The organism is Erythrobacter sp. SD-21 (genome assembly GCF_000181515.1).
Lineage (GTDB): Bacteria > Pseudomonadota > Alphaproteobacteria > Sphingomonadales > Sphingomonadaceae > Qipengyuania.
In genome coordinates this window covers 399,185-422,300 of sequence record NZ_ABCG01000002.1, presented here as the reverse complement: position 1 = coordinate 422,300, position 23,116 = coordinate 399,185, and the positions used below count along the sequence as shown (strand labels likewise).

The window sequence follows — 23,116 nt, the reverse complement described above, 5'->3', positions numbered from 1 at the left end:
GCGATGAACGGGGCGGCGAGTAGCGGAGCCGAGACGCATTGGCGTGCGCTGGAAAGCCTGTATGCCTCCGCCCCGGTCAACGGACAATTCGCCTCGGCGCTCGAAGTGACCGGCGAGGGGACTGCGCGAATCACCTTCGACGTGACCGAGGATTGCTTCCACGCTGCCGGTGCGGCGCATGGTACGATCTATTTCAAGATGCTCGACGATGCGGCTTTCTACGCCGCGAACACGCTGGTCACTGACCGCTTCCTCCTCACCACCAGCTTCAACCTCCATTTCAGCAAGCCCGTGCGCGATGGCAAGGTCGTGGCCGAGGGGCGCTGGGTCAGCGGACGCCGCCGCGTTTTCGTGGCCGAATCGCGGCTGGTCGATGCCGAGGGCGAGGAAATCGGACGCGGCACGGGCACCTTCATGAAATCGCGGATACCCCTCTCCAGCCTGGCTGGTTACCAGGGATGACCGAAGAAGCGCGGCTGCCCGCGCATCTCGAAGTGGCCGGCCTCATCAAGCTTGCCCAAGGCCTCGGCGGGTTCGGAATGGTCTTGCAAAAGGGTGAATACGATGCTGGGACCGTGGTGATATTAACCATGCATAGTGGCAATAATGCACGCCTGTGGGAGCGTATGCCGCAGTTGGACGGGTCCCGGCGCTTCACTTGCACACGTGAGCAGAACTCTGAAAATCCACAGGAATTCGACGAATATGTCGCCAAAAGGCAACGTCAGGATCCCGACTGCTGGTTCGTCGAACTCGACGGTCCCGAAGTGGAACGGCTGGTAGATTCATCCCCGCGTTAACTTGACGCGGTTTCAAATGAGACTATTTGACACCCCAGCTTCGATGCGCAGGCAGTCCGATTGGCAATGGGGTCGATGGACTAGCACGCAGACGGGGAGCAAGCGGCAGGCCCGCTAACGGAACCAGAATTTGCCAGACGCAAGCAACGCGCACCGGTTCCCAGCCTGCGACAGCTACTCACCGCCCAGATAAGCGGAACTATGCGAAAGTCTGTTCTTGGTTTTGCGGCAGCCGCCGCAACTATGATTGCAACGTTTGCCGGTGCGGAAGAAACCGGCGCACAGGTCGCCCAGGCGACCGAATCCGAGGTCACCGAGCCGATTGCCGAACTCACCGAAGAGGTGGTTCCGGTCTTCGTCAGCGAAGAAGTGATCCAGGAGCTTCCCGAGGAAGCAACCCAGGAATTCACCGGAAACCTGCCCCAGGCCGATAGCCTGCGCGACCTCGTCGCTGCGATGCCGGCTACAGGCGAACTTTCCGACGAAATGCGCTGCCTTGCCGGCGCCGTCTATTTCGAATCGCGCGGCGAGCCGCTGGCCGGCCAGCTGGCCGTGGCGCAGGTCGTGATCAACCGCTCGGAATCGAGCCGTTTCCCCGAAAGCTATTGCGGCGTCGTCTACCAGCGCGCCCAGTTCAGCTTCGTGCGCGGCGGATCGATGCCCCGCATCAAGACCGGCTCGGACGCGTGGAAGCGCGCCACTGCGATTGCCCGCATCGCTCATCAGGGCCTGTGGGACAGCGAGGCGCAGGATTCGCTCTATTTCCACGCGACTTACGTAAAGCCGCGCTGGGCTTCGCGCATGACGCGCCGCGCCGCGATCAAGACGCACATCTTCTATCGCTGATTAGCGGATAGCGAAGAGACAGAAAGGGCCGTCGCCAGCGTGCGGCGGCCTTTTTGTGTGCTCAGTCGCGCAATTCGACCCAGACGGGCGTGTGGTCGCTCGACTTCTCGCGCCCGCGGTATTCCTTGTCGACACCGGCGGAGACCATGCGGTCGGCGGTTTCGGGCGAGAGCAGGAGGTGATCGATCCGGAATCCGTGATCGCGCTGCCAAGCGCCGGCTTGGTAATCCCAATAGGTCCACACCCCGCCGCGGGGATTGAGCGTGTCGATCGCATCGGTCCATCCGTTGGCGAGGAAGCGTCTGTACGCGTCGCGGCTTTCGGGCTGCATCAAGGCGTCGCTGGCCATGGCCTTGGGCGACCAGACGTCCTTGTCTTCGGGAATAACGTTGAAATCGCCGAGCACGACGGCCGGCACTTCCTCGGCCCAGATCTGCGCCATGCGCCCGCGCAGTTTCTCCATCCAGGCCAGCTTGTAGTCGAACTTGGGCCCCGGATGCGGGTTGCCGTTGGGCAGGTAGAGGTTGCAGATACGAATCCCGTTCACCTCGGCTTCGAGATAGCGCGCCTGTTCGCCCTCGCCTTCCTTCGGCCCGTCGATGTCCAGACCGCGCTGGATTTCGACCGGCTTGGTCCCGTCGGAGAGGATCGCCACGCCGTTGAAGCTCTTCTGCCCGTGCCAGATGGCCTGGTAGCCAATCTTCTCGAACTCTTCCGCCGGGAAGCCCTCGTCCATCGTCTTGATTTCCTGCAGACAGGCGACGGTGGGGCGGGTTTCCTCGAGCCATTCGAGGAGGCGCGGCAGGCGCGCCTTGATACCGTTGATGTTGAAAGTGGCGATTTTCATGGAGGCATCCATGCCTCAAGCATCGCCGCGGGTCTAATCTAAATCCCAAAGCTCGATCCGCAGCCGCACCCGGCCGCAGCGTTGGGGTTCTCGACGCGGAAAGCCGCGCCGCCCAGCGATTCGACGAAGTCGACCGTGCTGCCCGCCACAAGGTCGAGGCTGACCGAATCGACGACCAGCTTCACGCCATCGGTATCGCTCACCGAATCGTCGTCTTCCGGCCCTTCGGCGAGGTCGAACTTGTACTGGAAGCCGGAACATCCCCCGCCCTCCACCGATAGGCGCAGGACCGGGGGTTTCGCCTGCTTGTCGGCGATGGCAGCAACGCGCTTGGCGGCGGCTGGGGTCAGGGTGAGCATTTCGGCCATGCGGGTGATGTAGGGAGCGCGAGGCCCGGCCTCAAGCGTGAGCGATGTAATCGCGCATGGCGTCGGCCTCGTGCTGGACCTCGTCCATCCGCGATTTGACGAGATCGCCGATCGAGATGAACCCGCACATCGCCTCGCCATCGATAACGGGCAGGTGGCGGATGCGGCGGCGGGTCATCAGCGCCAGCGCCTGGTCGACGAGCATGCTGCGCTCCACCGTGATTGCAGGCGAGGTCATCACCTCGCCGATCCGGCGCGAAAGGCAGGTCTCGCCTTCATGCGCGAGGCGGTAAATCACATCGCGCTCGGAAAAGATGCCTGCGACCCGGCCTTCCTCCATGACCGGCAGGGCGCCGATCCGCTTAGAGGCCAAAAGGGTGATTGCATCGCTTACCGGTTGGTCCACCGTGACCGAAATGATGTCGGAACTGCTGCGGGATTCGATAAGCTTCGCGATATTCATGCACGCCTCCACGATACCAGTGTCGGGGAGGATGCCATTTTTGCGGCGAAATGGCGAATCGGCGCATTTTGGGGCGTTGCCAGTGGCACGCATGAGGGCCATGGGAGAGGCGATGACTGGCAAATCACCTCTCGACGATCCCGAAGCGGCCGCCTTCGCTTGGGCGCGTTACCGGCGGATCATGCGTTTCATGTTCCTCGTCACGCTCGGCCTGGTGCTCATCGCGCTGGCGCTGCTCTACAAGTTTGGCGGCGAGGTTTCGGTGCACTTCTACATCGCCACCGCGCTCGGCGTCGGTTTCGTGATGCTGCTGGCGAGCGCGCTTATGGGGCTGGTGTTCCTGTCATCCGGCACGGGGCACGACGAATCGGTCGATAACAACCTGCCCGACAACCGGATCGACGAAGACTAGTCATCTTCGGCGCTGCGCAGCCGGTATTCCTCGACCGGTACACCACCAATGAGGTGGCGCTGGATGATCGCTTCGAGCACTTCCTCGGAGCAGGAGTGGTACCAGACGTTTTCCGGCCAGACGACGGCGATGGGGCCGTGCGCGCAAATCTGCAGGCAATCGGCCTTGGTCCGCTGGACCACGCGGCCCCGCCCCACCAGATCGAGCTGCTTCAGGCGCTTCTTGAGGTAATTCCACGCGGCCTTGCCGTCCTCGCGCGAACAGCATTTCTGCTTCTCGCTGATCGCGCATAGGAAAATCTGTCTTTGCGCGGTCTCGCCGCCGATCTTGCCGAGTGCCGCCTGCGCCTTGGCGAGGCCTTTCTTACTCATCCGGCTTCAGCCAGCGGTCGAGCCAGGCGAAGACCGTGTTGTGCCACTGGAGCGAATTCTTCGCGCCCAGCACCCAGTGATTCTCTTCCGGGAAGACCAGCAGCTGCGCCGGCACGCCCTGTTCTTGCAGCGCGGTGAAGCTAGCGAGGCCCTGCGTATAGGGCACGCGGAAGTCCTTTTCGCCCGCGATCACCAGCATCGGCGTCTTCCAGTTTTCGACGTAATTCACCGGATTCCAGCGCTCGTAGCTCTCCGGGTTTTCGGCGTAGCTTCCGCCGAAATCCCACTTGGGAAACCACAGTTCCTCGGTCGTATAATAGAAGCTGCGCATGTCGAAGAGCCCGTCGTGCTGGACGAGGCAGTCGAACCGGTCGGGCCAGTTGCCCGCAATCCAGTTCATCATGTAGCCGCCATAGCTTGCCCCCATCGCGCAGGCGCGGCTGCCGTCGATCTGATCGTCACGTTCGAGCGCGGCGGCGAGGCCCAGCTTGAGGTCTTCGAGCGGCTTGCCGCCCCAATCGCCGTTGATGCTGTCGGTAAAGGCCTGCCCGTAGCCCGTGCTGCCGTGAAAATCGACCGAGATGACGGCGTAGCCCTGGCTTGCGACGACGCGCGGATTCCAACGGCTCGACCAGCCATCGTTGAACGAACCCTGCGGTCCGCCATGGACATAGAGGATGGCCGGGATGGGGCCCTCGTGCCCTTCCAGCTTGGTGATCTGGCCCCAGACCGTGTCCCCATTGGCGCCGGGAAAGCTGAAGCGTTCGACCACGACGGGGGCGAACTGGCCGATTGTAGGTGCGGCTACCTGCGTCAGCGGTTCCGCCATGCCCCAGTTCTTCGACAGGAACAGTTCGGCAGGCGCGCCGATCGAATCGCGCGTGAAGAGGATACCGCCCGAAGACAGCGGTGTGAGGTTTCCGAGATGCGCCTCGTTGCCTGCCATCAGGTCGAGCTTCTCGACCGCGCCGCTGCGCGGATCGATGCGGAAAGCGGGCGTGTCGAGCACGTCCTGCGCCGTGGCCACCAGCCAGCGCGAGTCGGGCGTCCATGCGAGACTGCCGAAGCTGCGGTCGAAATCGCCCGTTAGCGCGGTGGTCACCCCGCTCTTGAGGTCGCGCAGCATGACCACCTGCCGGTCCGCTTCATAGCCTGGGCGCGCCATGGCGACATAGGCGAGGAACTGGCCGTCGGGCGAAGGCGTCGGCAGCAGATCGAGCGCTTCGTTGGCCGCGGTGAGATTGAGGGGTGCGGAGCCGGAGAGGTCGCTCCACCAGATGTCGAAATTGACGCTGTGCGGCTCCTCGGCCCCGGCCTCGCGCGCGGCGAAGTAGATGCCGGACCCATCGGGCGCGAAAGCGATATCCTCGCCGCCGCCGAAAGGCGCGCCCGGCGTATCGCCGCTTGGGCCGCCGGCGCCCATGGGGCCGTCGACCGCCATGCCGGTACCGGTGGCCACACCGTTTTCCAGCGGGAAGGCGAAGACGCGGCTGTAGGTGCCGGGCGTTTCCCAGGCGTCCCAATGGCGGAAGAAACCGTCTTCCGCGTTGTAAAGCCGCCCGTCGCCGGGGCCGGGCGCATAGGCTTTGGCGCTGTCGTCGCAGTCAATCGCGGTGCAGCTGCGCGCGATATCGGTCCAGATCGCGATGCGGTCGCCCGCGTCGGAGACGTGGAAACCGTTCACGCCGCGCGCAATGTCGGTCACCTGGCTGGCGCCAGTCACGCTGCCATCCGCGCCGATGCGGGCGCGCCAGACCTGCGTGCTGTCGCTGTCGGCGTTGCTGGTGAGGTAATAGAGCCAGCCGTCGCCGCCGAATGTTGCGCCGCTACCTTCAAGGTCGATTTCCGCGGGCTTCGCCTCGGTGTTGGCGAGTGAGCGCAGATAGAGCTGGCTCGACCGGGCGAAACTCTCGCTATCTGTCATGGTGACCGAATAGACCGCCAAGGTGCCGTCGGGAGAAACCGTGGGGCTGCCGAGCCGCGGCATCGTCACTAGGTCTTCCGCCCGCATCGGTTCGTGCGCGTCCTGTGCGGCGAGCGGGGTGGCGAGGAGCGCAATGGCGCTGGCGAGCGGGACGGCGACCCTGATGCGTGTTGTCATGGCTGCGCGGTGTAGCGCGCAATCTGTCGCTGTAGAAGGGGCTTAGCGCTTCTTGCCGGCGATGCGGGCGATTTCGGCCTTTACCAGTCCTTCGACCATCCCGGGCAGGTTGTCGTCGAGCCACTTGGCCAGCATCGGACGGAGCATCTCGCGCACCAGCCCTTCGAGCGAGGTTTCGCCCTGACGCACGATCTGCGGGTGCTTGCCGGGCTTGGCGAGCATGGTGAGCGCGGCGAAATTCTGCTGCATCGCGCTGCGCGTGGCGTCGGCGATCAGGCCGTCTTCCTCGGCCTCGTCTTCGCCCGGCTCCTCGCCATAGACGGCGTCGAGATCGGCATCGTCTTCGAGGATGAGCTCTTCGCCCAGCCCCGCGCCCAGTTCGAGCACGTCTTCGGCTTCCTCGGCATCGACTGGATCGGCCCCGCCGGCCACGAGGCCGCGTCGGCGCTGGGGCATGGCCGCGGCACGCGTCTCGCTGTCGCGCGCGATCACTTTCTTGATCGAATCGAGGATCTCTTCGACCGACGGTTCGCCGTGATTCTGCATTGCGCGATATGTCCCCTGCTCAAACCCTGTCCGTTCCCGATTCGGGACCGTGAGGCGATGCTAGTTGCTAACCGGCTCGTCGGCAATCTCGGGAATGTCCGCTGTTTGTGCAGGAACGGTCGCGGTCGAAGTGCTGGTGGCCTCAGGCGCGGGATCGCGATCCCAGTCCCAGATCCGCCCGCTGACGCGCTCGTAATTGGTGAGCGGATCGTAAAGCACGCCCTCGTCGCCCAGTCCCAGATCGCGCGCCTCGGCGCGGCCCATGGCAGCGAGCAGAGAGAAGCCCGCAACATAGGCGTTGCGCCGCGCGGTAACGAGCTGGACGCGGCTCTGCAGTAGTTCTTGCTCGGCGTTGAGCACGTCGAGGATGGTGCGATTGCCGATCGAGTTTTCCGCCCGCACGCCTTCGAGGCTGAGCGCAGCGGCGTCGACCGCCGATTGCGAGCTTTCGATGATGGCAAGGCTCGCCTGCAAACTCGAATAGGCCGAGCGGACTTGTGCGATCACATCGCGTTCGGCAGCGATCACCTGCTCCAGAGCGGCGGTCGCGCGTGCGGTTGCCTGTCGCTGCAAGGCTGCGGGGCGCCCACCCTGGAAGATGGGAACGCGCAGCGAGACGCCAGCCTGCGCGGCGGCGGTCGTCTGGTCTGCCGGTACCAGAGGGACGCTCGGATCATCGGGATCGAAAACGCGCGCCGGACTGGTGCCGAGGAAATTCTGGTAGTCGTAGCCGGCAAAAACGGAGATCCGCGGAAGGCGGCTCGCGCCGGCTACCTCGATATCGTAACCGAAAGCGGCAGCGCGTTCGCGCGCGGCGATAAGATCGGGATTGTTTTCCAGCGCCACATCGACTGCCGTCTCGGCGCTTGCCGGAAGACCGGGGAGCGGCGGGGGTGCCTGAAGGTCGGTCGGAGCCTCTCCGACCAGCGCGATATAATCCTCGCGCGCGGCGATCAGATTGGCCTGCGCGCTGCGCAGGTCGCCCTGCGCGATGGCGAGACGGGCCTGGGACTGCGCCACGTCGGTGCGCGTGAGGTCGCCGATTTCGAACCGGTCCGAGGTGGCCTGAACATTCACCCCGAGTACATCGACCTGGTTGGCCGACAGTGCAACGAGTGCTTGGCCGCGCAGCACGTCCATATAGGCGGCGACGACCCGGGTAAAAATCGCGCTTTCGGTTCCGCGCAGGTCAGCGCGGCCTGCTTCGATACGGTCCTTGGCCGCGCGGACGCTGTTCTTGACGGCACCGCCAGAATAGAGGGGCACGCCCAGATCGACGCCGACCGTCAGCGCACGCTCGGGAGAAAATGCCCGGTTGGCATCGCTCTGGCGGACGAATTCAGTCGCCGCAGCAGTAGCTTCGGCGGATGGGAGACCGGCCGAGCGCTCGATCTGCACATTTTCGTCCGTTGCGCGAAGGTTCGCACGGGCGCCCTCGATCGTCGGGTTGTTGGTATAGGCCTGCGTCAGCGCTTCCTGCAGCGTGTCCGCCTGCGCGGGACTTGCCGCGAGCGCGAGCGCACATGCGCTGCACGACAGTGCCAGTTTCTTCACGACCCCTCCCCTCATCATATTCAGAAGCTCCAGCTCTCCGGCTTGTCGAACGCGCCCATGCGCGGCACGCCCATTTCGGCGAGCGGCAGCAGCGCGAGCGCCTTGCCCGATTTGCGGCCCGTGGCGAGACGAGTGACGCCGCGCTCGACGAGACCGGTGACTATCCGGCCGCCCTCGGCCACCAGCTTGGCCATAGTGGCCGGAACATGTTCGATCGCGCCGTCCACCAGCACGAGCGAGTAATTGCCTTTCTTGGCCGACAGGGCCTCTGCGGCGGAAATGGTCTTCACCGACGAAACCAGCGGCTCGACCAGCGCGGTCAGGTAGCCGCTGCCGCCATCGATGACGAGGACCGTGTCCTCCGCCGTCGGACGGGCTTCGGCCAGCATCGCGCCGTGGAACAGCGGAGCAGGCAGCGAGCCGCCGCCTTCAAGACGGATCGCGCGGTCCATGTAGGCCGTACCCTTTGCCGCCTCGGGCACGAAATCCTCGCGCGGGACAGTGCCCATGCGTTCAAGAACAAACGCTTCGTTGACGCCGCTGGTGCGCAGCTGGCTGTCGATCATCGCCTTCCTTGCGGCGGTGTAGTCGGGGCGGGTCTTGGTCGTCTGCATAAGAAATCCGAAGGCTGTATTACATTGATAACACGGCTTGGCAAGCCCTGTGGTCGGGAGGCGCGCCAATCGCCGGTTGCCTTAGGCGCAAGACCTCTTGTGTCCAAGCGCTTTGACCGATGGCCGCAAACGCGCCTATCGGGGAGCGCAAATCTGCAACATGGGAATTGGCAGCGATGAGCGACATGGTGGTCATCAAGGAAGAAGACCTTATCGAGAGCGTGAAGGACGCGCTCCAGTACATCTCCTACTACCACCCGATGGATTACATCCGCGCGCTGGGTAAAGCCTATGAGGCGGAGAAAGGTCCGGCGGCAAAGGACGCAATTGCGCAGATCCTCACCAACAGCCGGATGTGCGCGGAAGGTCATCGCCCGATCTGCCAGGATACGGGTATCGTCAACGTCTTCATCAAATGGGGCATGAACTGCCGCCTCGACACGACCCGCAGCCTGCAGGAAGTGGTCGATGAAGGCGTGCGCCAGGCTTATAACCATCCCGACAACAAGCTGCGCGCCTCGATCCTCGCCGATCCGGCCTTCACGCGCCGCAACACGCGCGACAACACGCCCAGCGTGCTCTCGGTCGAAATGGTGCCGGGCGACACGATCGACGTGGATGTCGCCGCCAAGGGCGGGGGCAGCGAGAACAAGTCCAAGTTCAAGATGATGAACCCCAGTGACAACATCGTCGATTGGGTGGTCGAGCAACTGCCGTCGATGGGTGCAGGGTGGTGTCCGCCCGGCATGCTCGGCATCGGAATCGGCGGCACGGCGGAGCATTGCATGAAGCTCGCCAAGCTCAGCCTCATGGACCCGATCGACATGGGCCAGCTGAAAGAGCGAGGGCCGCAGACCGATCTCGAGCAATTGCGAATCCACATCTTCGACGCGGTGAACGCGCAGGGCATCGGCGCGCAGGGGCTGGGCGGCCTTTCCACCGTCCTCGACGTGAAGATCCTCGACGCGCCTTGCCATGCGGCGGGCAAGCCGGTCGCGATGATCCCCAACTGCGCCGCCACGCGCCACGCGCATTTCACGCTCGACGGATCTGGCCCGGCCTATCTCGATCCGCCCAATATCGACGAATATCCCGACGTCACCTGGCAGCCGGACGCGGCGGCCAAGCGCGTCGACCTCGACAAACTTACGCCCGAAGAAGTCGCTGGCTGGGAGCATGGTGACCGCCTGCTGCTTTCGGGCAACATGCTCACCGGGCGCGACGCGGCGCACAAGCGCATTCACGAGATGCTCGAAAAGGGCGAGGAACTGCCGGTCGATTTCAAGGGCCGCGCGATCTATTACGTTGGCCCGGTCGATCCGGTGATGGGCGAAGTCGTCGGCCCGGCTGGTCCGACCACGGCAACGCGGATGGACAAGTTCACCGAAATGATGCTCGACCTCGGCCTGCTTGCGATGATCGGCAAGGCCGAGCGCGGGCATGATGCAGTCGAAGTGATCAGCCGCTTCAAGGTTGCCTATCTTATGGCTACCGGCGGTGCGGCCTATCTCGTGAGCCGTGCGATCAAGGGCGCCAAAGTCGTGGCCTTCGAGGATCTCGGCATGGAAGCGATTTACGAATTTAAGGTGCAGGACATGCCTGTTACGGTGGCGGTGGATGCGCGCGGCAACAATGTGCATACGCTGGCCCCTGCCAAATGGCGCGAGAAAATTGCGCGAGGCGAGGTCGAACCGGCCGAATAGCATTAGCGCTCGACCAACGCCCTAGCGCCGTCGATGGCGGCGCTGGCCAAGCGCGCCTGCGTAGGGCAAAAAAAGCCTGTTTTGAACAGTGAACCTCAGATGAATAACGAGTCGCCGCGCGTATCGGCCAAGGTGGTGCTTTTCTCCATCCTCGGCCTCTGGACCGCGTATTTCATATTGATCACCGCGCGCGGCGTTGTGGTCGGGCTGGAGCTGCAGGACGAGCTCCTGTGGCGCCGCCTGGTCGTCTGTGTCGCCGGCGGTGGCGTGACTGTCCTGCTGTGGCTGTTCCTGCGCCTGTTCGACCAACGCAGCCTCGCGCTCAAGGTCGGTATCGCACTGGTCGCCGCCCTCCCTGCCTCACTCGCGATCGCGCAGATCAACACCATGGTTTTCGCCCCCATCGAAGACCAAGTGCGGCAGAAGATCGGCGAACAGCGCGGTCTCAACATCCGCCGGGACGAATCGGGCAACCTGCTGCTCGATGTGCCCTCGCAGATGACGGGAGACGGGTCGAAACCCGGCGCGGACAATGCGCCCCCTGCTCCTTCGGCCTCGATCGTGATCGAACCCGCGCCGACGCTGGCGGATTACTGGCGGCGCCTGACCGATCTCGCGCTGAGCCGGTACTTCCTCCTGCTCGCCTGGGCGGCCCTGTACCTCGCCATCGTTGCCGGAGCGCGTGCCCGTGCCGCCGAACGCCGCGGCGAGCGTTTCCGCAGCGCGGCCAAGGCCGCCGAATTGCGCAGCCTGCGCTACCAGGTGAACCCGCATTTCCTCTTCAACACGCTCAATTCGCTCTCCGCACTGGTGATGACCGGCAAAGAAGACCGGGCGGAGGAGATGATCCAGTCGATCTCGCGCTTCTACCGCCACTCGCTGGCCGACGATTCGACTGGCGACGTCAGCCTCGACGACGAAATCGACCTGCAGGAACATTATCTGGAGATCGAGGCGGTGCGGTTCCCCGACCGGCTCAAGGTCCATGTCGACCTGCCTCCGGAACTGGGCCAGCTCAAGGTGCCGGGCATGATCCTCCAGCCGCTCGTGGAAAATTCGGTCAAATACGGCGTTTCGGCCAGCAACCGCCCCGTGACCATCAGCATCGTCGCGCGCGAGGAATACGGCCGGCTGGTGCTGCGCGTGAGCGACGATGGTCCGGGCCTGCCCTCGGGCCACACCGGCGGCTTCGGCATCGGCCTTGCCAATGTGCGCGACCGCCTCGAAGCGCGTTTCGGCCGCGAGGCGACGATCGCCTCCGGAACGGGTATCGGGGGCTATGAAACCGAACTCAGGCTACCAATGGTGAGGCATGGCTGAAGAAAGCTCCGAAACGCTGCGTACGCTGATTGTCGACGACGAACCGCTGGCGGTCGAACGCATGCAGGTGATCTGCGCCAAGATGGCCGACCTCCACGTGGTCGGCACGGCGAGTGACGGGGCGCAGGCGCTGCGGCTGGTCGAGGCGCTCGAACCCGATCTCATCCTGCTCGACATGACCATGCCGGAAGTCGACGGCCTGTCGGTCGCCAAGTCGCTGTCAAAGCAGAAGCAACGAACCGCCGTGATTTTCGTGACCGCGCATGACAATTACGCCGTTGAGGCCTTCGACATTGACGCGGTCGATTACGTGCTTAAGCCCGTGAAACCCGAACGCCTCGAACGCGCGATACAGCGCGCACTCGCGCGCCGCGGTGAGGGTAACGGCGAAGCGAGCAAGTGGCTCAAGGAACTATGGATACCCCATCGCAGCGAGCTGATCCGCATCGACACCGAGGAAGTGTCGCGCATCGACGCCGAACGCGACTATGTGCGCCTTCACGTGGAGGACCGTTCCTACCTGCTGCTGCAGACGATTGCGGGCCTCGAAAGGCGGCTCGATCCGGCGACGTTCATTCGCATCCATCGCTCCACCATCCTCCGCAAGGACCGTATCAAGGGCTTGAGGCACGATGGCTTGGGTGTGTGGTCGGCAGAAATGGACGACGGGGAAGCGCTGCGGATCGGGCGGACCTATTTGCCCAAGGTCAAGGCGATGGCCGGCCGCTAAGGCTGCATCGTTTTGGATTCCAGATGAAAAAACGCCCCGGCCGGGGGACTGCAGTCCGGCCGGGGCGCAAGGCTGGCAGACTGTCGGGTCAGCCGCCTTTCTTTTCGCTCACGGTAAGCGCGGCGAATTGCTTGCGAGCCTTGGCGCGCATTTCCCGGTAGCAGATGCGCGCATCGCTCGAACGGATGCGGGTTCCAGTGGCGCTGGCATCGACTCCGCACGCCTTCCGGGCTGCGCTGTCGATGCGGCGATCGAGCGCCTTCTGGCCTTCGGCCGTCGACAGGTTGAGGTCGCGATGTTCGATTTCGAAGCTCACCTTCTCGGCCATCGCGGGGGCGGCGATGCTGCCGAGGACTACTGCTGCGATAAGGACTTTCATGGTCATCTCTCCAGGTTTGCGGCGGGCCCGATTGGGGTCTGGGGGACTGGGGAAGAGGGCCCGCCGCGAGAACTGTATTGACCAGCTACAACTGTAATTGCACGTGGCAATCGACCGGTGCCGAGGCGTTTTGGATGGAAGGCCGAGTTTCGCCGACGAAGCGCCATTGGCAATCTGCGGATGGCAAGACTATCCTCCCCCCATGCTGGTCATACTCCTGTTCCTGTTCGGAATCGGCAATTTCGCCGTCCACAAGGCGGTCCTGGAAAGCCGCCATCCGATGCTCGATGCGCTTCCCTCCTTCTACAAATCGGGCAAGGGGCGCTTCTCACTGGGATTCGAGTTCGTGATCCTGCTCGCCGCCATGTTGCTGACGGCCAATGGATGGGACGGGATGGCGATTGCCTACGGCATCTATTCCCTGTTCAATTTCGCCACTGCATGGTTGGTGCTGAGCGGCCGGATATGAGTGCCGGGAACCACGCCGGGGAGCGCGCGCTTTTGCAGCATGTCCCGCGATAAACCGATATGGCTGCTCACGAATTCGCGTTCGGGTAGCAACTCCGACCAAGCCGTTGCCGCAATCGAGAACCACTGCCGCAACCAGGGTTTCGCTATTTCGCGAATGATCGGCTTCCCGGATGATGAGTTGCCCTCCGCAGGCGATCTGGCAGCCGAGGGTATAGGACGCATAGCGATCTTTACTGGCGACGGGACTTTGAACGCCGCCATCACCAAACTGTCCGGCTGGGGCGGCGAGATCATCGTGCTTCCGGGTGGCACGATGAATCTGCTGAGCAAGCGCTTGCATGGCCCCGAGGCGCCGCTCGAAACTATTATCAAGCGCATTGCAAGCGGCGCATCTCGGGTTGTGCGCCCGCTCATGGCGCGCTGTGAAGCTGGCGATGCGCTGGCGGGGTTGCTCGCAGGCCCCGGCACCTCTTGGGCAAGCGTGCGTGAAGCCATGCGCGATCTTGACCTGTCGGGTATAGCGGAGGGCGCGAGTGAAGCTGTTGCAGAGACGACTGGAGGCGCAATGGTTCGTTGCATTAATCCGAAGGTTGGAAAGCAAGAAGGCTACCCGCTCATCGAGTTCACGCTCAGCCACCGCGGTATCCAGCTCGATGCTTTCCATGCCGAAGGGGCTGGTGAATTCCTCCAGCAAAGCTGGGCGCTGCTACGGCGTAATTTCCGGGAAGGTCCCCACACCCGCCTCGGCCTTGTCGACGAGCTGGAGCTAGAGACCTGCGACGGGAGCCCGCTCGAAGTCCTGATTGATGGCGAACCGGCGACCTTGCCGTCACGCGCGAAGTTCACGGTGGCCCCTTGCGAGGTCGATCTGCTAGCGACGCATCATGGCTTCTGACGCACGGCGCATTTTCCACCTTTCGGACATTCATTTCGGGCTCGAGAACAACCGCGCTCTCGACTGGGTAAAGCAGGAAATCTCCGAGAAGCGGCCCGACGCGGTGGCCATAACTGGCGACCTGACCATGCGCGCCCGCCATCGCGAATTCGAAGCGGCGACGCACTGGATCAACTCGCTCGAAGCCCCGGTCACGGTGGAAGTGGGCAATCACGACATGCCCTATTTCAACCCGATCGAGCGCTTCTTCGCGCCGTACAAGCGGTTTCGCGGGATGGAGGAAAAGGTCGAAAAGGAAATCGATCTCGGCTGCCTGGCCATCGTCCCGCTGAAAACCGCCGTGCGCGCACAGCCGCGGCTCAATTGGTCGAAGGGCTGGGTCACGGATGACGCGCTGGCAAAATGCCTCGCAGCCATCGACGCCTTGCCCGAAGGCACACGTGCGGTTGTTGCCGTGCATCATCCGCTTCGCGAGGTGGGTACGCAAGGCACCGCGCTCACCAAGAACGGCGACAAGGCCCTGCTTGCACTGGCGAAGCGTCCGGTCGAGGCAGTACTTTCCGGCCATGTCCACGATGCCTTCGATATCATGGAGAGCACCGAGGAAGGGCCTGTCCGCATGATCGGAGCCGGCACGCTTTCGAAGCGTACCCGCTCGACCCCGCCCAGTTTCAACGAGATCGAATGGGATGGCGCGACGCTATCCGTTTCAGTCCGCAATCTCGAGCACGTCGAGACGCGCGATATGCAGATCGACGATGTGCCCGAAAACGCCCTGCCCCCCCGCGAGCCGGGCGAGGCGGTCGCGCCCGTGCGGCAAGTCCCGCGCGTCGACCCTCCGGTGCATTAACCAGCCCCGCTAGGCGAATCTCAACCGCTTTGAGCCGATTCCTGCAGGTCTTAATCGGGGCAGGCGCTATGGAATTCATCAAGGCTGTACCGCTCGGTATCATTCTCGCCTTCGTAGTCGCGCTGGTAATCGGCAGCCAGGGTTCGCGCGGCGGCCAGCTCATGATTTTCCGCGCGGAAATCTACCAGTACGAGCTGTGGTGGTCGTGGCCGGTGTTCATTTTCGGAACCGGGCTCGCGTGGGGCATCATGATGATCCAGCGCTGAGCTTTCTCAAAAGCACGCAAAGAAAAAGGGCAGCCCCGCGTGGGACCGCCCTTTTCGTATCCGGTAAGCTCCGGTTCGAGGCGCTCAGCGCCCCAAAATCAGCGCTTGCTGAACTGGAAGCTACGACGTGCCTTGGCACGGCCGTACTTCTTACGCTCGACCACGCGGCTGTCACGGGTGAGGAAGCCGGCGGCCTTGACCGTCGAACGCAGGGCCGGCTCGTACTTGGCGAGAGCCTGCGAAATGCCGTGCTTGACTGCACCGGCCTGGCCCGAGAGACCGCCGCCCTTGACGGTGGCGACCACGTCGTACTGGCCCTGGCGTTCGGTAATGGCGAACGGCTGATCGATCACGAGACGCAGGGTCGGACGTGCGAAGTAGACTTCCTGGTCCTTGCCGTTGATGGTGATCTTGCCGCTGCCCGGAACAAGCCAGACGCGCGCGGTGGCGTCCTTGCGGCGACCGGTTGCATAGGCACGACCCTGGGCGTCGAGCTCCTGCTCGCGCAGCGGAACGTCGGCCTTGGCGGCGATGTCTGCCGAATCGCCCTGGGGCGCGTCGCCAGCGATGTCCTTCAGATCGGCGAGATCCGAGACGGTGTCGTTCTTGGTTTCGTCAGCCATTATGCAACAGCCTTGTTCTTGCGGTTCATCGAAGCGACGTCGAGCGTCTTGGGCTTCTGGCCCTCATGCGGATGCTCGGTGCCGTTGTAGAGGTGGAGCGCCTTCATCTGCGCACGGCCGAGGGGCCCACGCGGGATCATGCGCTGCACGGCCTTTTCGAGGACGCGCTCGGGGAAACGGCCGCCCAGAACCTTGTTCGGGGTGGTTTCCTTGATGCCGCCCGGGTGGCCGGTGTGCTTGTAATAGATCTTGTCGTCCATCTTCTTGCCGGTGAACTTCACCTTGTCGGCGTTGATGACAATGACGTGATCGCCGCAATCGACATGCGGGGTGTAGCTCGGCTTGTGCTTGCCGCGCAGGTGATTGGCGATGATGACGGCGAGGCGACCAACGACGAGATTCTCGGCGTCGATGATGTGCCAGTCCTTTTCGACCTCTGCCGGCTTGGCCGACTGGGTCACCTTGGTGAGAGCCTTCATGGCTGAATGTCCGTTTGCTCGAGTTAGAGCGCCGTGCTGTTGGCGCCAAACGATTGCGCGGCCCCGTCGCCGGAACCGCTAAGCGAGCGCCAAATGGAGGTGCAGGGGCGATTCGTCAAGCGTTTCTGCGGGTCTCGGGTGGGGTAAAATAATACCCCAAGAGCGATTACCCGGTTGCTGGGCCGAGTAGAGGCATCGCCATAACTCTCCGGCAAGCGACCATATTCTATTTCCCCTCGTTCAGCCCCGCCAGCCATTCGCGCGTTGCTGCGCCCGCCTCGCAGGGCCATCCCGCTATTGCCGGGCTTTCATACGGGTGCAAGACCTCCAGCCGCGCGATAGCCGTCCGCAGCAGCGCCGCGTCGGTCTTGAGAATAGCCGGAGTTTCCTCTCCTTCGCCGCGCTCGCCCGCCCATGCGTACAGCGAGCGGATCGGACCGCCGATATTGATGCAGCCGACCAGCCCCTCATCGAGCAGCGTCGTGCCGATGGCTTCCGCGCTTTCCTTGTCAGGAAAGGGGCAGTAGATCAGCGCCGTCATGCACTCCGTCCGAGGGCGTGCGCGCCCCAAGCGTATGCAGCGACCAGCAAGGCTCCTACCAGCTGGTGCAGCACCGCGAGGTGGAATTCGACGCCGCTCATCGCCGTCGCGATGCCGAGCAGAATCTGGGTTCCGAAGGCCGCATGGATGGCGATCGACGCCTTGCGGTTCACCGGCTTTACCCTTCGCGCCATGACTACCAGCGCCGCCACCGCGACCCAGGCCCACCAGCGGTGCATCCAGTGGATGAGGAAGGGGTCATGGGCCATCGCCCAGAACAGGCCCCGCGCGTTGTCGAATTCGGGTAGGAAGCGGCCCTGCATCAGCGGCCAGCTGTCCGACGCAAGCCCCGCGTTGAGCCCCGCCACCCAGGCGCCGAGCAGCAATTGCACGAAGAGGATGGTCCCGGTCCAGATCGCTACCGGGCGCAGGCGTGCAGGGTGGCTGTCGCCCTTGGCCAACGCTTTGAGGTCCAACGCGGTCCAGACCAGGCCGCCCAGCAGGATCAGCGCGGTGCAGAGGTGGATGGCGAGGCGGAAATGACTGACATCGGTACGCGTCTCGAGGCCCGAGGCGACCATCCACCAGCCGAAGCTGCCCTGCAGGCCGACGAGTGCGACGAGCGCGAAGAGCCGCCAAAAGTAGCCCTGCGGAATGATCCTGCGCACCGCGAAGATCGCCAGCGGTACGGCCAGCGCGAGCCCGATCAGGCGGCCTAGCTGGCGATGGATCCATTCCCACCAGTAGATCGATTTGAAGGCTTCCAGATCCATGCCCGCCGGCCCGTTGATCTGGGTGTATTCGGGGATCTGCTTGTAGAGCTCGAACTCGGCCTGCCAGTCGGCCTCGCTCATCGGCGGGAGAGCGCCAAGGAGCGGCTTCCACTCGGTGATCGACAGGCCGCTTTCGGTAAGGCGCGTGATGCCGCCCACCGTGACGATGATCACGACAAGCGCGGCGACGGCGAAAAGCCAGCTGGCCAGCAGGTTGGGGCGGGCGCGGGAAACACTCTCGGTCATGGGCTGCGTCTGTTTGCCGCGCGCGCGTCATTTCGCAAGTGCAAATGGTTCAATCGGCGTAGCGCGCGCCGCAAGCGACGAACTGCGTTCCTTTTTGCAACCCGCTCTTGTAACAGGTGATACTATCACATATCTATCGTGACATGTTGCAACGCGCCATCAATCCGATTCGCCAGCGGCTGGACCGTATCGGTATCGGCCTGTCGGGCCTGTGCGCGCTGCATTGCCTCGCCAGCATCGTGCTCGTTTCGGGCCTCGGCATCGGCGGGGAGTTCTTCCTCGCACCCGATATCCACCGCTGGGGCCTCGTGGTCGCGACCCTTGTCGCGGCGGTCGCCATCGGCTGGGGCGCGCTGCGCCACCGGATGGCGATGCCCTTCGTGATCGCGATGACCGGCCTTACTTTCATGGGCGCGGCGCTGGCCGTGCCGCATGGCTACAAGGAAGCGGTGCTGACGATCATCGGCGTCGCGCTGGTCTCGCTCGGCCACATCCTCAATATGCGTCATTGCCACTCCACCGCTTGCAAGGAGCGCTGCGGGGACTAAGTGGCGGGGGCTATGATTGCCCTGACCGTCAACGGCGAAAGCCGCCGCACCGCCGCCACCTCCATCGCCCAGCTCGTTCGCGAGCTCGAACTCGATCCTGCCAAGGTGGCGGTCGAGCATAACGGTACGATCGCGCCGCGCAGCGAGCTGGAGAAGCACGCGCTTGCCGAAGGCGATACGCTGGAGATCGTGCATTTCGTGGGCGGTGGGCAGGCCGACGACACGTGGAGCGTGGCGGGCCGGACCTTCAAGAGCCGCCTCATCGTCGGCACGGGAAAATACAAGGATTTCGAGCAGAACGCTGCCGCGCTCGAGGCGAGCGGGGCGGAAATCGTCACCGTGGCGGTGCGCCGGGTCAACGTCAGCGATCCCAAGGCGCCGATGCTGACCGATTACATCGACCCCAAGAAAACCACCTATCTCCCCAACACCGCCGGCTGCTTCACCGCCGACGACGCGATCCGCACGCTGCGCCTCGCGCGCGAGGCGGGCGGTTGGGACCTCGTGAAACTCGAGGTGCTGGGGGAGGCGAAAACGCTCTATCCCGATATGCGCGAAACGCTGAAGGCGACCGAGGTGCTGGCGAAGGAAGGCTTCTTGCCGATGGTCTATTGCGTCGACGATCCGATCGCGGCGAAGCAGCTGGAAGAGGCAGGCGCGGTGGCGATCATGCCGTTGGGCGCGCCGATCGGCTCGGGTCTCGGCATCCAGAACCAGGTTACCATCCGCCTGATCGTGGAGGGCGCGAGTGTGCCGGTGCTTGTCGATGCAGGCGTCGGCACCGCCTCGGACGCGGCGGTGGCGATGGAGCTCGGCTGCGACGGTGTCCTGATGAATACTGCAATCGCCGAGGCCAAGGACCCGATCCGCATGGCGCGCGCGATGAAACTGGCCGTGGAGGCCGGGCGCGATGCCTACCTTGCAGGACGCATGGGTCGGCGCAGATACGCCGATCCCTCGAGCCCGCTGGCGGGACTTATCTAACCCCACCATCAAAAATTAACCATCTTAGCGGAGACTGTGATTCGACGAAGGGAATCGAATCATGGCCGTTACCAATGCCGCATCGCTGACCATTGCCGAAATGCGCGAGTTCGCCAGCTTCACCGCGGCCGAACAGCGTTACATCCGGCGCAGCCTCGATATCGGCCTCAGCCGCTGCGACGCGTTCCGCATCTGGGGCCGCACGCAGGGCGAAACCGCCGCGATACGCAGCCAGTATGTCGCCTATCAAGAATTGAAGGCCCTGCGCGGCGCGATCCCGCACGAATCGGGCTTCGACGCGATCGAGAGCTTTATCGGCAAGATCACCCGCGTCGCGGCCTTCGACCTCGCGCAGGAGCGCATCGAGTGTTTCTCGGCCTTCCGCTTCCTTTACGAGCGCCTGCTCGGTCCCGAGGCCCGCCCCTGGCTACCAAGCGCCTTCTGCGCCGCCGCCGCGCTCCCGCAGATCCGCCCCGAACGTCGCAAGATGCTCCTGCAGAGCCTGAGCGAAGCCGCCGCAACCGCACCGGGGTGGAGCGACCGAGCGCCTAGCTTCTTCCCGGAGTTCATCGAGGAAGTGTCTGCATGACAGTCTTGGCGGACTGATCACAGTTCAAACGTATGACCGTTCAACAAAAAGTCCAATCGCAGATTCAAGGAGACATTGAACCGCACAAATGGATGGGGTTGGTGCTCGATCACTTTGCTAAAGCAGAGCAAGCTTTGGGCAGATTGTCTGTCGCGCTGGAGCTTCCAATTGCCAACGGTTCTTTGTCCTCGCTTAACGAGGTCCGCAACCGTTTACAGAAAGTTGGCACTAGGAAATGCAAAGCGCTCGACAAACGCATTGATCGGTGGTCCACAAATCGACATTTCCGTCATCTGCTAGCCCATGCGACTGTCACTACACTTTTCGATGCGATGGGTCAGATGGTCATCGTGACCCGCCATTTGCCTAGAGACGAGAAAGATGTGACCCCTGACCGACTCTGGACTCAAGAAGACCAAAAAGAGCTGCTTCGACAAGCGAGCAACGATAGTCGCTCAATTTGCGACCAAGTGCGAAATCTCACTTCCGATTTGACGTGTTTAAAGACTCTAAAAGAGGCCTAAAGCTCTTCCACGATTAGGTAGGTCACCGTGGTTTCGCCCACATTGACCACCCCGTGCCACTCCACGCCGTCGCTCGAATAACTCGAACCCGTCGCCAGCGTCGCTGTGCGCGTGCCGGTTTCGCTGGTGAGCTGCATCGTGCCGCCGCTCAGCGCGTAGCCGTAATGCGGCGGATGGTAGTGCCGTTCATGCCCCACGCCCGGCGGGAAGGTGCAGCGAAGCACGCGGTGTGTGTCGGTCTGGTGCTGGAGCGTGCAGACCCGCTCGCCCTCCCAGCCCGCTTCGAGCGCCGAAGGCAGCGCGTCGCTGATATGCTGCCGCGTGGTGCAGCCGCCCAGCAGAAGGGTGCCGGCGAGGATTATCGCTGCATTTCGCATATTTAGCTGCGGTAAAGCCCGTCGAGCCGCTCCCCATAGCGGTCCTTGATCTTGTGGCGGCGGATTTTCATCGAGGGGGTCATTTCCTCGTTCTCAATGGTGAAACCCTCGTCCGCGAAGGTGAACTGGCGGACCTTTTCGATCACCGAGAGATCCTTGTTCACCCGGTCGACCGCCTTGCGCACCGCGGTGCAGAATTCGGGATCGTCCTGCAGCGTCTTGAGGTCGAACTTCTTGCCGTTCGCCTTGGCCCAGTCGAGAGCCCATTCGGCGTCGGGCACAATCAGACCGACGATGTAAGGACGCTTATCGCCCGCCACCATGGCCTGGCCGATCTCGGGCTGCAGCGTCAGCATCCCCTCGACCTTTTGCGGAGCGATGTTGTCGCCCTTGTCGTTGACGATCATGTCCTTCTTGCGGTCGGTGATGACGATGCGGTCCTTCTCGTCGAGATGGCCGATGTCGCCGGTGTGGAGCCAGCCGTCCTTGATCGTGCGCTCGGTCTCGGCGTCGTTCTGCCAGTAGCCGTGCATGACGAGCTCGCCGCGGCAGAGTATCTCGCCATCCTCGGCGATCTTAACCTCGACCCCCCGCATGGCCGGACCAACCGAGTGCATGGCGATGCCGGCGGCCGGGCGGTTGCAGGCGACGACGGGCCCGGCCTCGGTCTGGCCGTAACCCTGCAGCATGGTGAGACCCATGCTCTCGAAAAAGATGCCGACTTCGGGATTGAGCGGCGCGCCGCCAGAAACCATCGCCTTGATCCGGCCACCGAAGCGCTGGCGGATCTTGGACTTGAGCAGGCGGCCGACGACGGCGTCCTTAAGCCCGTCGCCGAACTGCTTCTTGCCCTCGGCGCGGCGCTCGCCGACTTCGAGCGCGGTGTTCATCAGCTTTTCGGCTAGGCCACCCTGCTTGGTGACCTGCTTCATGATGCGCGTGCGCAGTACTTCGAATAGGCGCGGGACGACGACCATGATGGTCGGCTTGGTTTCCTCGATATTGCTGGCGAGCTTTTCGAGGCCTTCCGAATAATAGATCTGCGCGCCCACGCTAATGGGAAGGAACTGGCCGCCGGTATGCTCGTATGCGTGGCTGGCGGGCAGGAAGGAGAGGAAGCGTTCCTCGTCGTCGATGCCGAAATCCTCGATCAGGATCTCGGCTGCGCCCGCGATATTGCACAGGATGGCGCCGTGGTGCTGCATCACGCCGCGTGGGGCACCGCCGGTGCCGCTGGTGTAGATGATGCAAGCGATGTCGCCGCGACCGATATGGGCAATCCGCTCCTCGACCGCCTTGCGCGCCGCTGCAGCGTCGCCTTGGACCAGCGCGTCCCACTGTTGGTATCCGAAGCTGCCCGATTGCTGGCGGTGAAGGTCCTCGATGCCGATGACATGGTCGGCAATGCCGGTCGCTTGCAGGGCGCCATGGACAGGGCCGAGCAGCTTTTCGGTCGAGACGATGACCGCCTTGGACCCCGAATTGTCGAGAATATGGACGTGGTCACGCTCGGTGTTGGTGACATAGGCGGGAACGGTGATGCAGCCAGCAGCCATGATCGCAAGGTCTGCGATGCACCATTCGGGACGGTTTTCGGAAACGAGGCACACGCGGTCGCCGTGTTTGAGGCCAAGGCCGAGCAGGGCTTCGGAGAGCAGGCACACGCGGTCGGCCGCCTCGGCCCAGCTCATCGTCTGCCATTCGCCGTCGCGCTTTGCTCCGAGGAAGGCCCGATCAGGGCGCTCATCGGCGCGTTTCAGGAAAAGTTCGACCAGGTTATTGGCGGAGTCGATATCCGACAGCACAGGCAGGCTCCTCGCGAAAGTTTTGTTCTATTCTTTTGTTTTGCGACCAACGGAACGCGGGGGCTTAAGCTCCCGTCGCGCCTACGGCAAG

Annotated in this window: 30 protein-coding genes; 15 read left to right on the top strand and 15 right to left on the bottom strand. The window is 63.4% G+C overall.

Annotated elements, in window-relative coordinates; all coding sequences use genetic code 11:
• Window positions 1–3 precede the first annotated feature (3 nt).
• The 3 genes from ED21_RS05385 (at window position 4) to ED21_RS05375 (ending at window position 1,646) form a co-directional block, all read left to right on the top strand.
• Window positions 4–462: a PaaI family thioesterase gene (locus ED21_RS05385; RefSeq protein WP_006832831.1), complete on the top strand. Its 459-nt coding sequence runs from the start codon at window positions 4–6 to the stop codon at window positions 460–462.
• On the top strand, window positions 459–800 hold the full coding sequence (locus ED21_RS05380) for a DUF1491 family protein (protein ID WP_006832830.1): 342 nt from the start codon (window positions 459–461) through the stop codon (window positions 798–800). The genes ED21_RS05385 and ED21_RS05380 overlap by 4 nt, the downstream gene beginning before the upstream one ends.
• Before the next feature lie 243 nt (window positions 801–1,043).
• Window positions 1,044–1,646, top strand: coding sequence for a cell wall hydrolase (locus ED21_RS05375; protein WP_006832829.1), 603 nt, complete (start codon window positions 1,044–1,046; stop codon window positions 1,644–1,646).
• Window positions 1,647–1,707: 61 nt separating this feature from the next.
• Here ED21_RS05375 and xth read toward each other — a convergent pair whose 3' ends face one another.
• The 3 genes from xth to ED21_RS05360 are packed head-to-tail and all read right to left on the bottom strand — an operon-like array spanning window position 1,708 to window position 3,324.
• Window positions 1,708–2,493, bottom strand: a complete 786-nt coding sequence (xth, locus tag ED21_RS05370) for an exodeoxyribonuclease III (RefSeq protein ID WP_034921639.1) — start codon at window positions 2,491–2,493, stop codon at window positions 1,708–1,710.
• Window positions 2,494–2,531: 38 nt separating this feature from the next.
• The gene (gene erpA / locus ED21_RS05365; RefSeq protein ID WP_006832827.1) at window positions 2,532–2,861 is read right to left on the bottom strand and encodes an iron-sulfur cluster insertion protein ErpA; all 330 of its coding nucleotides are present in this window, start codon (window positions 2,859–2,861) and stop codon (window positions 2,532–2,534) included.
• A 31-nt stretch (window positions 2,862–2,892) separates the two neighbouring features.
• Window positions 2,893–3,324, bottom strand: a complete 432-nt coding sequence (locus ED21_RS05360) for a CBS domain-containing protein (protein ID WP_034921637.1) — start codon at window positions 3,322–3,324, stop codon at window positions 2,893–2,895.
• Window positions 3,325–3,436: 112 nt separating this feature from the next.
• Here ED21_RS05360 and ED21_RS05355 point away from each other — a divergent pair, with 112 nt between their 5' ends.
• On the top strand, window positions 3,437–3,736 hold the full coding sequence (locus ED21_RS05355; RefSeq protein WP_034921635.1) for a hypothetical protein: 300 nt from the start codon (window positions 3,437–3,439) through the stop codon (window positions 3,734–3,736).
• Here the strand turns inward: ED21_RS05355 and ED21_RS05350 are convergent.
• Genes ED21_RS05350 through ED21_RS05330 form a run of 5 tightly spaced genes read right to left on the bottom strand, consistent with a single transcriptional unit; the run spans window position 3,733 to window position 8,922 of the window.
• Window positions 3,733–4,107: a ferredoxin gene (locus ED21_RS05350; RefSeq protein ID WP_006832824.1), complete on the bottom strand. Its 375-nt coding sequence runs from the start codon at window positions 4,105–4,107 to the stop codon at window positions 3,733–3,735. The genes ED21_RS05355 and ED21_RS05350 overlap by 4 nt on opposite strands.
• Window positions 4,100–6,208: a S9 family peptidase gene (locus ED21_RS05345; RefSeq protein ID WP_006832823.1), complete on the bottom strand. Its 2,109-nt coding sequence runs from the start codon at window positions 6,206–6,208 to the stop codon at window positions 4,100–4,102. The genes ED21_RS05350 and ED21_RS05345 overlap by 8 nt, the downstream gene beginning before the upstream one ends.
• A 42-nt stretch (window positions 6,209–6,250) precedes the next feature.
• Entirely contained in the window at window positions 6,251–6,754 is a 504-nt protein-coding gene (locus ED21_RS05340; protein WP_006832822.1) for a DUF2497 domain-containing protein, read from the bottom strand.
• Window positions 6,755–6,814: 60 nt separating this feature from the next.
• Entirely contained in the window at window positions 6,815–8,323 is a 1,509-nt protein-coding gene (locus ED21_RS05335; protein ID WP_156787347.1) for a TolC family outer membrane protein, read from the bottom strand.
• 5 nt (window positions 8,324–8,328) lie between these two features.
• Window positions 8,329–8,922, bottom strand: coding sequence for a protein-L-isoaspartate O-methyltransferase (locus tag ED21_RS05330; protein WP_006832820.1), 594 nt, complete (start codon window positions 8,920–8,922; stop codon window positions 8,329–8,331).
• A 185-nt stretch (window positions 8,923–9,107) separates the two neighbouring features.
• Here ED21_RS05330 and ED21_RS05325 point away from each other — a divergent pair, with 185 nt between their 5' ends.
• The 3 genes from ED21_RS05325 to ED21_RS05315 all read left to right on the top strand — a co-directional run bounded on the left by ED21_RS05325 (window position 9,108) and on the right by ED21_RS05315 (window position 12,675).
• Window positions 9,108–10,625, top strand: coding sequence for a fumarate hydratase (locus tag ED21_RS05325; RefSeq protein WP_006832819.1), 1,518 nt, complete (start codon window positions 9,108–9,110; stop codon window positions 10,623–10,625).
• 99 nt (window positions 10,626–10,724) lie between these two features.
• Entirely contained in the window at window positions 10,725–11,945 is a 1,221-nt protein-coding gene (locus tag ED21_RS05320) for a sensor histidine kinase (RefSeq protein WP_006832818.1), read from the top strand.
• Window positions 11,938–12,675, top strand: a complete 738-nt coding sequence (locus ED21_RS05315) for a LytTR family DNA-binding domain-containing protein (protein ID WP_006832817.1) — start codon at window positions 11,938–11,940, stop codon at window positions 12,673–12,675. The genes ED21_RS05320 and ED21_RS05315 overlap by 8 nt, the downstream gene beginning before the upstream one ends.
• 88 nt (window positions 12,676–12,763) lie before the next feature.
• Here ED21_RS05315 and ED21_RS05310 read toward each other — a convergent pair whose 3' ends face one another.
• Entirely contained in the window at window positions 12,764–13,054 is a 291-nt protein-coding gene (locus ED21_RS05310) for a UrcA family protein (protein WP_198005816.1), read from the bottom strand.
• Between the two features lie 202 nt (window positions 13,055–13,256).
• Here ED21_RS05310 and ED21_RS05305 point away from each other — a divergent pair, with 202 nt between their 5' ends.
• The 4 genes from ED21_RS05305 (at window position 13,257) to ED21_RS05290 (ending at window position 15,536) form a co-directional block, all read left to right on the top strand.
• Window positions 13,257–13,523 carry a hypothetical protein gene (locus tag ED21_RS05305; RefSeq protein WP_006832815.1) on the top strand — a complete coding sequence of 89 codons (267 nt, stop codon included), beginning with the start codon at window positions 13,257–13,259 and terminating at the stop codon, window positions 13,521–13,523.
• Window positions 13,524–13,562: 39 nt separating this feature from the next.
• Window positions 13,563–14,420 carry a diacylglycerol kinase family protein gene (locus tag ED21_RS05300; RefSeq protein ID WP_006832814.1) on the top strand — a complete coding sequence of 286 codons (858 nt, stop codon included), beginning with the start codon at window positions 13,563–13,565 and terminating at the stop codon, window positions 14,418–14,420.
• A complete protein-coding gene (locus tag ED21_RS05295; protein ID WP_006832813.1) occupies window positions 14,410–15,270 on the top strand; it encodes a metallophosphoesterase in 861 nt (286 codons plus the stop codon). The genes ED21_RS05300 and ED21_RS05295 overlap by 11 nt, the downstream gene beginning before the upstream one ends.
• A gap of 68 nt (window positions 15,271–15,338) precedes the next feature.
• Window positions 15,339–15,536 carry a hypothetical protein gene (locus ED21_RS05290; RefSeq protein ID WP_006832812.1) on the top strand — a complete coding sequence of 66 codons (198 nt, stop codon included), beginning with the start codon at window positions 15,339–15,341 and terminating at the stop codon, window positions 15,534–15,536.
• Between the two features lie 98 nt (window positions 15,537–15,634).
• On the opposite strand, the gene rpsI is transcribed toward ED21_RS05290, so the two are convergent.
• The 4 genes from rpsI to ED21_RS05270 all read right to left on the bottom strand — a co-directional run bounded on the left by rpsI (window position 15,635) and on the right by ED21_RS05270 (window position 18,198).
• A complete protein-coding gene (rpsI, locus tag ED21_RS05285; protein WP_006832811.1) occupies window positions 15,635–16,159 on the bottom strand; it encodes a 30S ribosomal protein S9 in 525 nt (174 codons plus the stop codon).
• A complete protein-coding gene (gene rplM, locus ED21_RS05280; RefSeq protein WP_006832810.1) occupies window positions 16,159–16,638 on the bottom strand; it encodes a 50S ribosomal protein L13 in 480 nt (159 codons plus the stop codon). Before rplM ends, rpsI begins: the two co-directional genes overlap by 1 nt.
• 226 nt (window positions 16,639–16,864) lie before the next feature.
• The gene (gene cutA, locus ED21_RS05275) at window positions 16,865–17,179 is read right to left on the bottom strand and encodes a divalent-cation tolerance protein CutA (protein WP_006832809.1); all 315 of its coding nucleotides are present in this window, start codon (window positions 17,177–17,179) and stop codon (window positions 16,865–16,867) included.
• Window positions 17,176–18,198: a COX15/CtaA family protein gene (locus ED21_RS05270; protein ID WP_006832808.1), complete on the bottom strand. Its 1,023-nt coding sequence runs from the start codon at window positions 18,196–18,198 to the stop codon at window positions 17,176–17,178. The genes cutA and ED21_RS05270 overlap by 4 nt, the downstream gene beginning before the upstream one ends.
• Window positions 18,199–18,341: 143 nt before the next feature.
• Between ED21_RS05270 and ED21_RS05265 the strand changes: the two genes are divergently transcribed.
• From ED21_RS05265 to ED21_RS05250, 4 genes are all read left to right on the top strand, one after another.
• Window positions 18,342–18,746 carry a MerC domain-containing protein gene (locus tag ED21_RS05265; protein WP_006832807.1) on the top strand — a complete coding sequence of 135 codons (405 nt, stop codon included), beginning with the start codon at window positions 18,342–18,344 and terminating at the stop codon, window positions 18,744–18,746.
• A 12-nt stretch (window positions 18,747–18,758) separates the two neighbouring features.
• Window positions 18,759–19,730 (top strand): sulfur carrier protein ThiS, encoded by a 972-nt coding sequence (gene thiS, locus ED21_RS05260; protein WP_006832806.1) that lies wholly within the window; start codon window positions 18,759–18,761, stop codon window positions 19,728–19,730.
• A gap of 61 nt (window positions 19,731–19,791) precedes the next feature.
• On the top strand, window positions 19,792–20,319 hold the full coding sequence (locus ED21_RS05255) for a hypothetical protein (RefSeq protein ID WP_006832805.1): 528 nt from the start codon (window positions 19,792–19,794) through the stop codon (window positions 20,317–20,319).
• Window positions 20,320–20,351: 32 nt separating this feature from the next.
• On the top strand, window positions 20,352–20,843 hold the full coding sequence (locus ED21_RS05250) for a hypothetical protein (protein WP_006832804.1): 492 nt from the start codon (window positions 20,352–20,354) through the stop codon (window positions 20,841–20,843).
• On the opposite strand, the gene ED21_RS05245 is transcribed toward ED21_RS05250, so the two are convergent.
• Both ED21_RS05245 and ED21_RS05240 read right to left on the bottom strand, forming a co-directional pair.
• Window positions 20,840–21,220 (bottom strand): cupin domain-containing protein, encoded by a 381-nt coding sequence (locus ED21_RS05245; RefSeq protein WP_006832803.1) that lies wholly within the window; start codon window positions 21,218–21,220, stop codon window positions 20,840–20,842. The genes ED21_RS05250 and ED21_RS05245 overlap by 4 nt on opposite strands.
• 2 nt (window positions 21,221–21,222) lie before the next feature.
• Complete coding sequence (locus tag ED21_RS05240; protein WP_006832802.1) at window positions 21,223–23,025, bottom strand: long-chain fatty acid--CoA ligase; 1,803 nt, start codon at window positions 23,023–23,025, stop codon at window positions 21,223–21,225.
• Between the last annotated feature and the right edge of the window lie 91 nt (window positions 23,026–23,116).

Coding starts and splice junctions, on each gene's coding strand:
- thiS (WP_006832806.1), top strand. CDS start 18,759: ATGATTGCCCTGACCGTCAACGGCGAAAGCCGCCGCACCGCCGCCACC.
- ED21_RS05330 (WP_006832820.1), bottom strand. CDS start 8,922: ATGCAGACGACCAAGACCCGCCCCGACTACACCGCCGCAAGGAAGGCG.
- ED21_RS05255 (WP_006832805.1), top strand. CDS start 19,792: ATGGCCGTTACCAATGCCGCATCGCTGACCATTGCCGAAATGCGCGAG.
- ED21_RS05295 (WP_006832813.1), top strand. CDS start 14,410: ATGGCTTCTGACGCACGGCGCATTTTCCACCTTTCGGACATTCATTTC.
- ED21_RS05290 (WP_006832812.1), top strand. CDS start 15,339: ATGGAATTCATCAAGGCTGTACCGCTCGGTATCATTCTCGCCTTCGTA.
- ED21_RS05250 (WP_006832804.1), top strand. CDS start 20,352: ATGACCGTTCAACAAAAAGTCCAATCGCAGATTCAAGGAGACATTGAA.
- cutA (WP_006832809.1), bottom strand. CDS start 17,179: ATGACGGCGCTGATCTACTGCCCCTTTCCTGACAAGGAAAGCGCGGAA.
- ED21_RS05380 (WP_006832830.1), top strand. CDS start 459: ATGACCGAAGAAGCGCGGCTGCCCGCGCATCTCGAAGTGGCCGGCCTC.
- ED21_RS05340 (WP_006832822.1), bottom strand. CDS start 6,754: ATGCAGAATCACGGCGAACCGTCGGTCGAAGAGATCCTCGATTCGATC.
- ED21_RS05320 (WP_006832818.1), top strand. CDS start 10,725: ATGAATAACGAGTCGCCGCGCGTATCGGCCAAGGTGGTGCTTTTCTCC.
- ED21_RS05270 (WP_006832808.1), bottom strand. CDS start 18,198: ATGACCGAGAGTGTTTCCCGCGCCCGCCCCAACCTGCTGGCCAGCTGG.
- ED21_RS05355 (WP_034921635.1), top strand. CDS start 3,437: ATGACTGGCAAATCACCTCTCGACGATCCCGAAGCGGCCGCCTTCGCT.
- xth (WP_034921639.1), bottom strand. CDS start 2,493: ATGAAAATCGCCACTTTCAACATCAACGGTATCAAGGCGCGCCTGCCG.
- ED21_RS05360 (WP_034921637.1), bottom strand. CDS start 3,324: ATGAATATCGCGAAGCTTATCGAATCCCGCAGCAGTTCCGACATCATT.
- ED21_RS05350 (WP_006832824.1), bottom strand. CDS start 4,107: ATGAGTAAGAAAGGCCTCGCCAAGGCGCAGGCGGCACTCGGCAAGATC.
- ED21_RS05245 (WP_006832803.1), bottom strand. CDS start 21,220: ATGCGAAATGCAGCGATAATCCTCGCCGGCACCCTTCTGCTGGGCGGC.
- ED21_RS05335 (WP_156787347.1), bottom strand. CDS start 8,323: ATGAGGGGAGGGGTCGTGAAGAAACTGGCACTGTCGTGCAGCGCATGT.
- ED21_RS05265 (WP_006832807.1), top strand. CDS start 18,342: ATGTTGCAACGCGCCATCAATCCGATTCGCCAGCGGCTGGACCGTATC.
- ED21_RS05305 (WP_006832815.1), top strand. CDS start 13,257: ATGCTGGTCATACTCCTGTTCCTGTTCGGAATCGGCAATTTCGCCGTC.
- ED21_RS05315 (WP_006832817.1), top strand. CDS start 11,938: ATGGCTGAAGAAAGCTCCGAAACGCTGCGTACGCTGATTGTCGACGAC.
- ED21_RS05325 (WP_006832819.1), top strand. CDS start 9,108: ATGGTGGTCATCAAGGAAGAAGACCTTATCGAGAGCGTGAAGGACGCG.
- ED21_RS05300 (WP_006832814.1), top strand. CDS start 13,563: ATGTCCCGCGATAAACCGATATGGCTGCTCACGAATTCGCGTTCGGGT.
- ED21_RS05385 (WP_006832831.1), top strand. CDS start 4: ATGAACGGGGCGGCGAGTAGCGGAGCCGAGACGCATTGGCGTGCGCTG.
- rplM (WP_006832810.1), bottom strand. CDS start 16,638: ATGAAGGCTCTCACCAAGGTGACCCAGTCGGCCAAGCCGGCAGAGGTC.
- ED21_RS05375 (WP_006832829.1), top strand. CDS start 1,044: ATGATTGCAACGTTTGCCGGTGCGGAAGAAACCGGCGCACAGGTCGCC.
- rpsI (WP_006832811.1), bottom strand. CDS start 16,159: ATGGCTGACGAAACCAAGAACGACACCGTCTCGGATCTCGCCGATCTG.
- erpA (WP_006832827.1), bottom strand. CDS start 2,861: ATGGCCGAAATGCTCACCCTGACCCCAGCCGCCGCCAAGCGCGTTGCT.
- ED21_RS05345 (WP_006832823.1), bottom strand. CDS start 6,208: ATGACAACACGCATCAGGGTCGCCGTCCCGCTCGCCAGCGCCATTGCG.
- ED21_RS05310 (WP_198005816.1), bottom strand. CDS start 13,054: ATGAAAGTCCTTATCGCAGCAGTAGTCCTCGGCAGCATCGCCGCCCCC.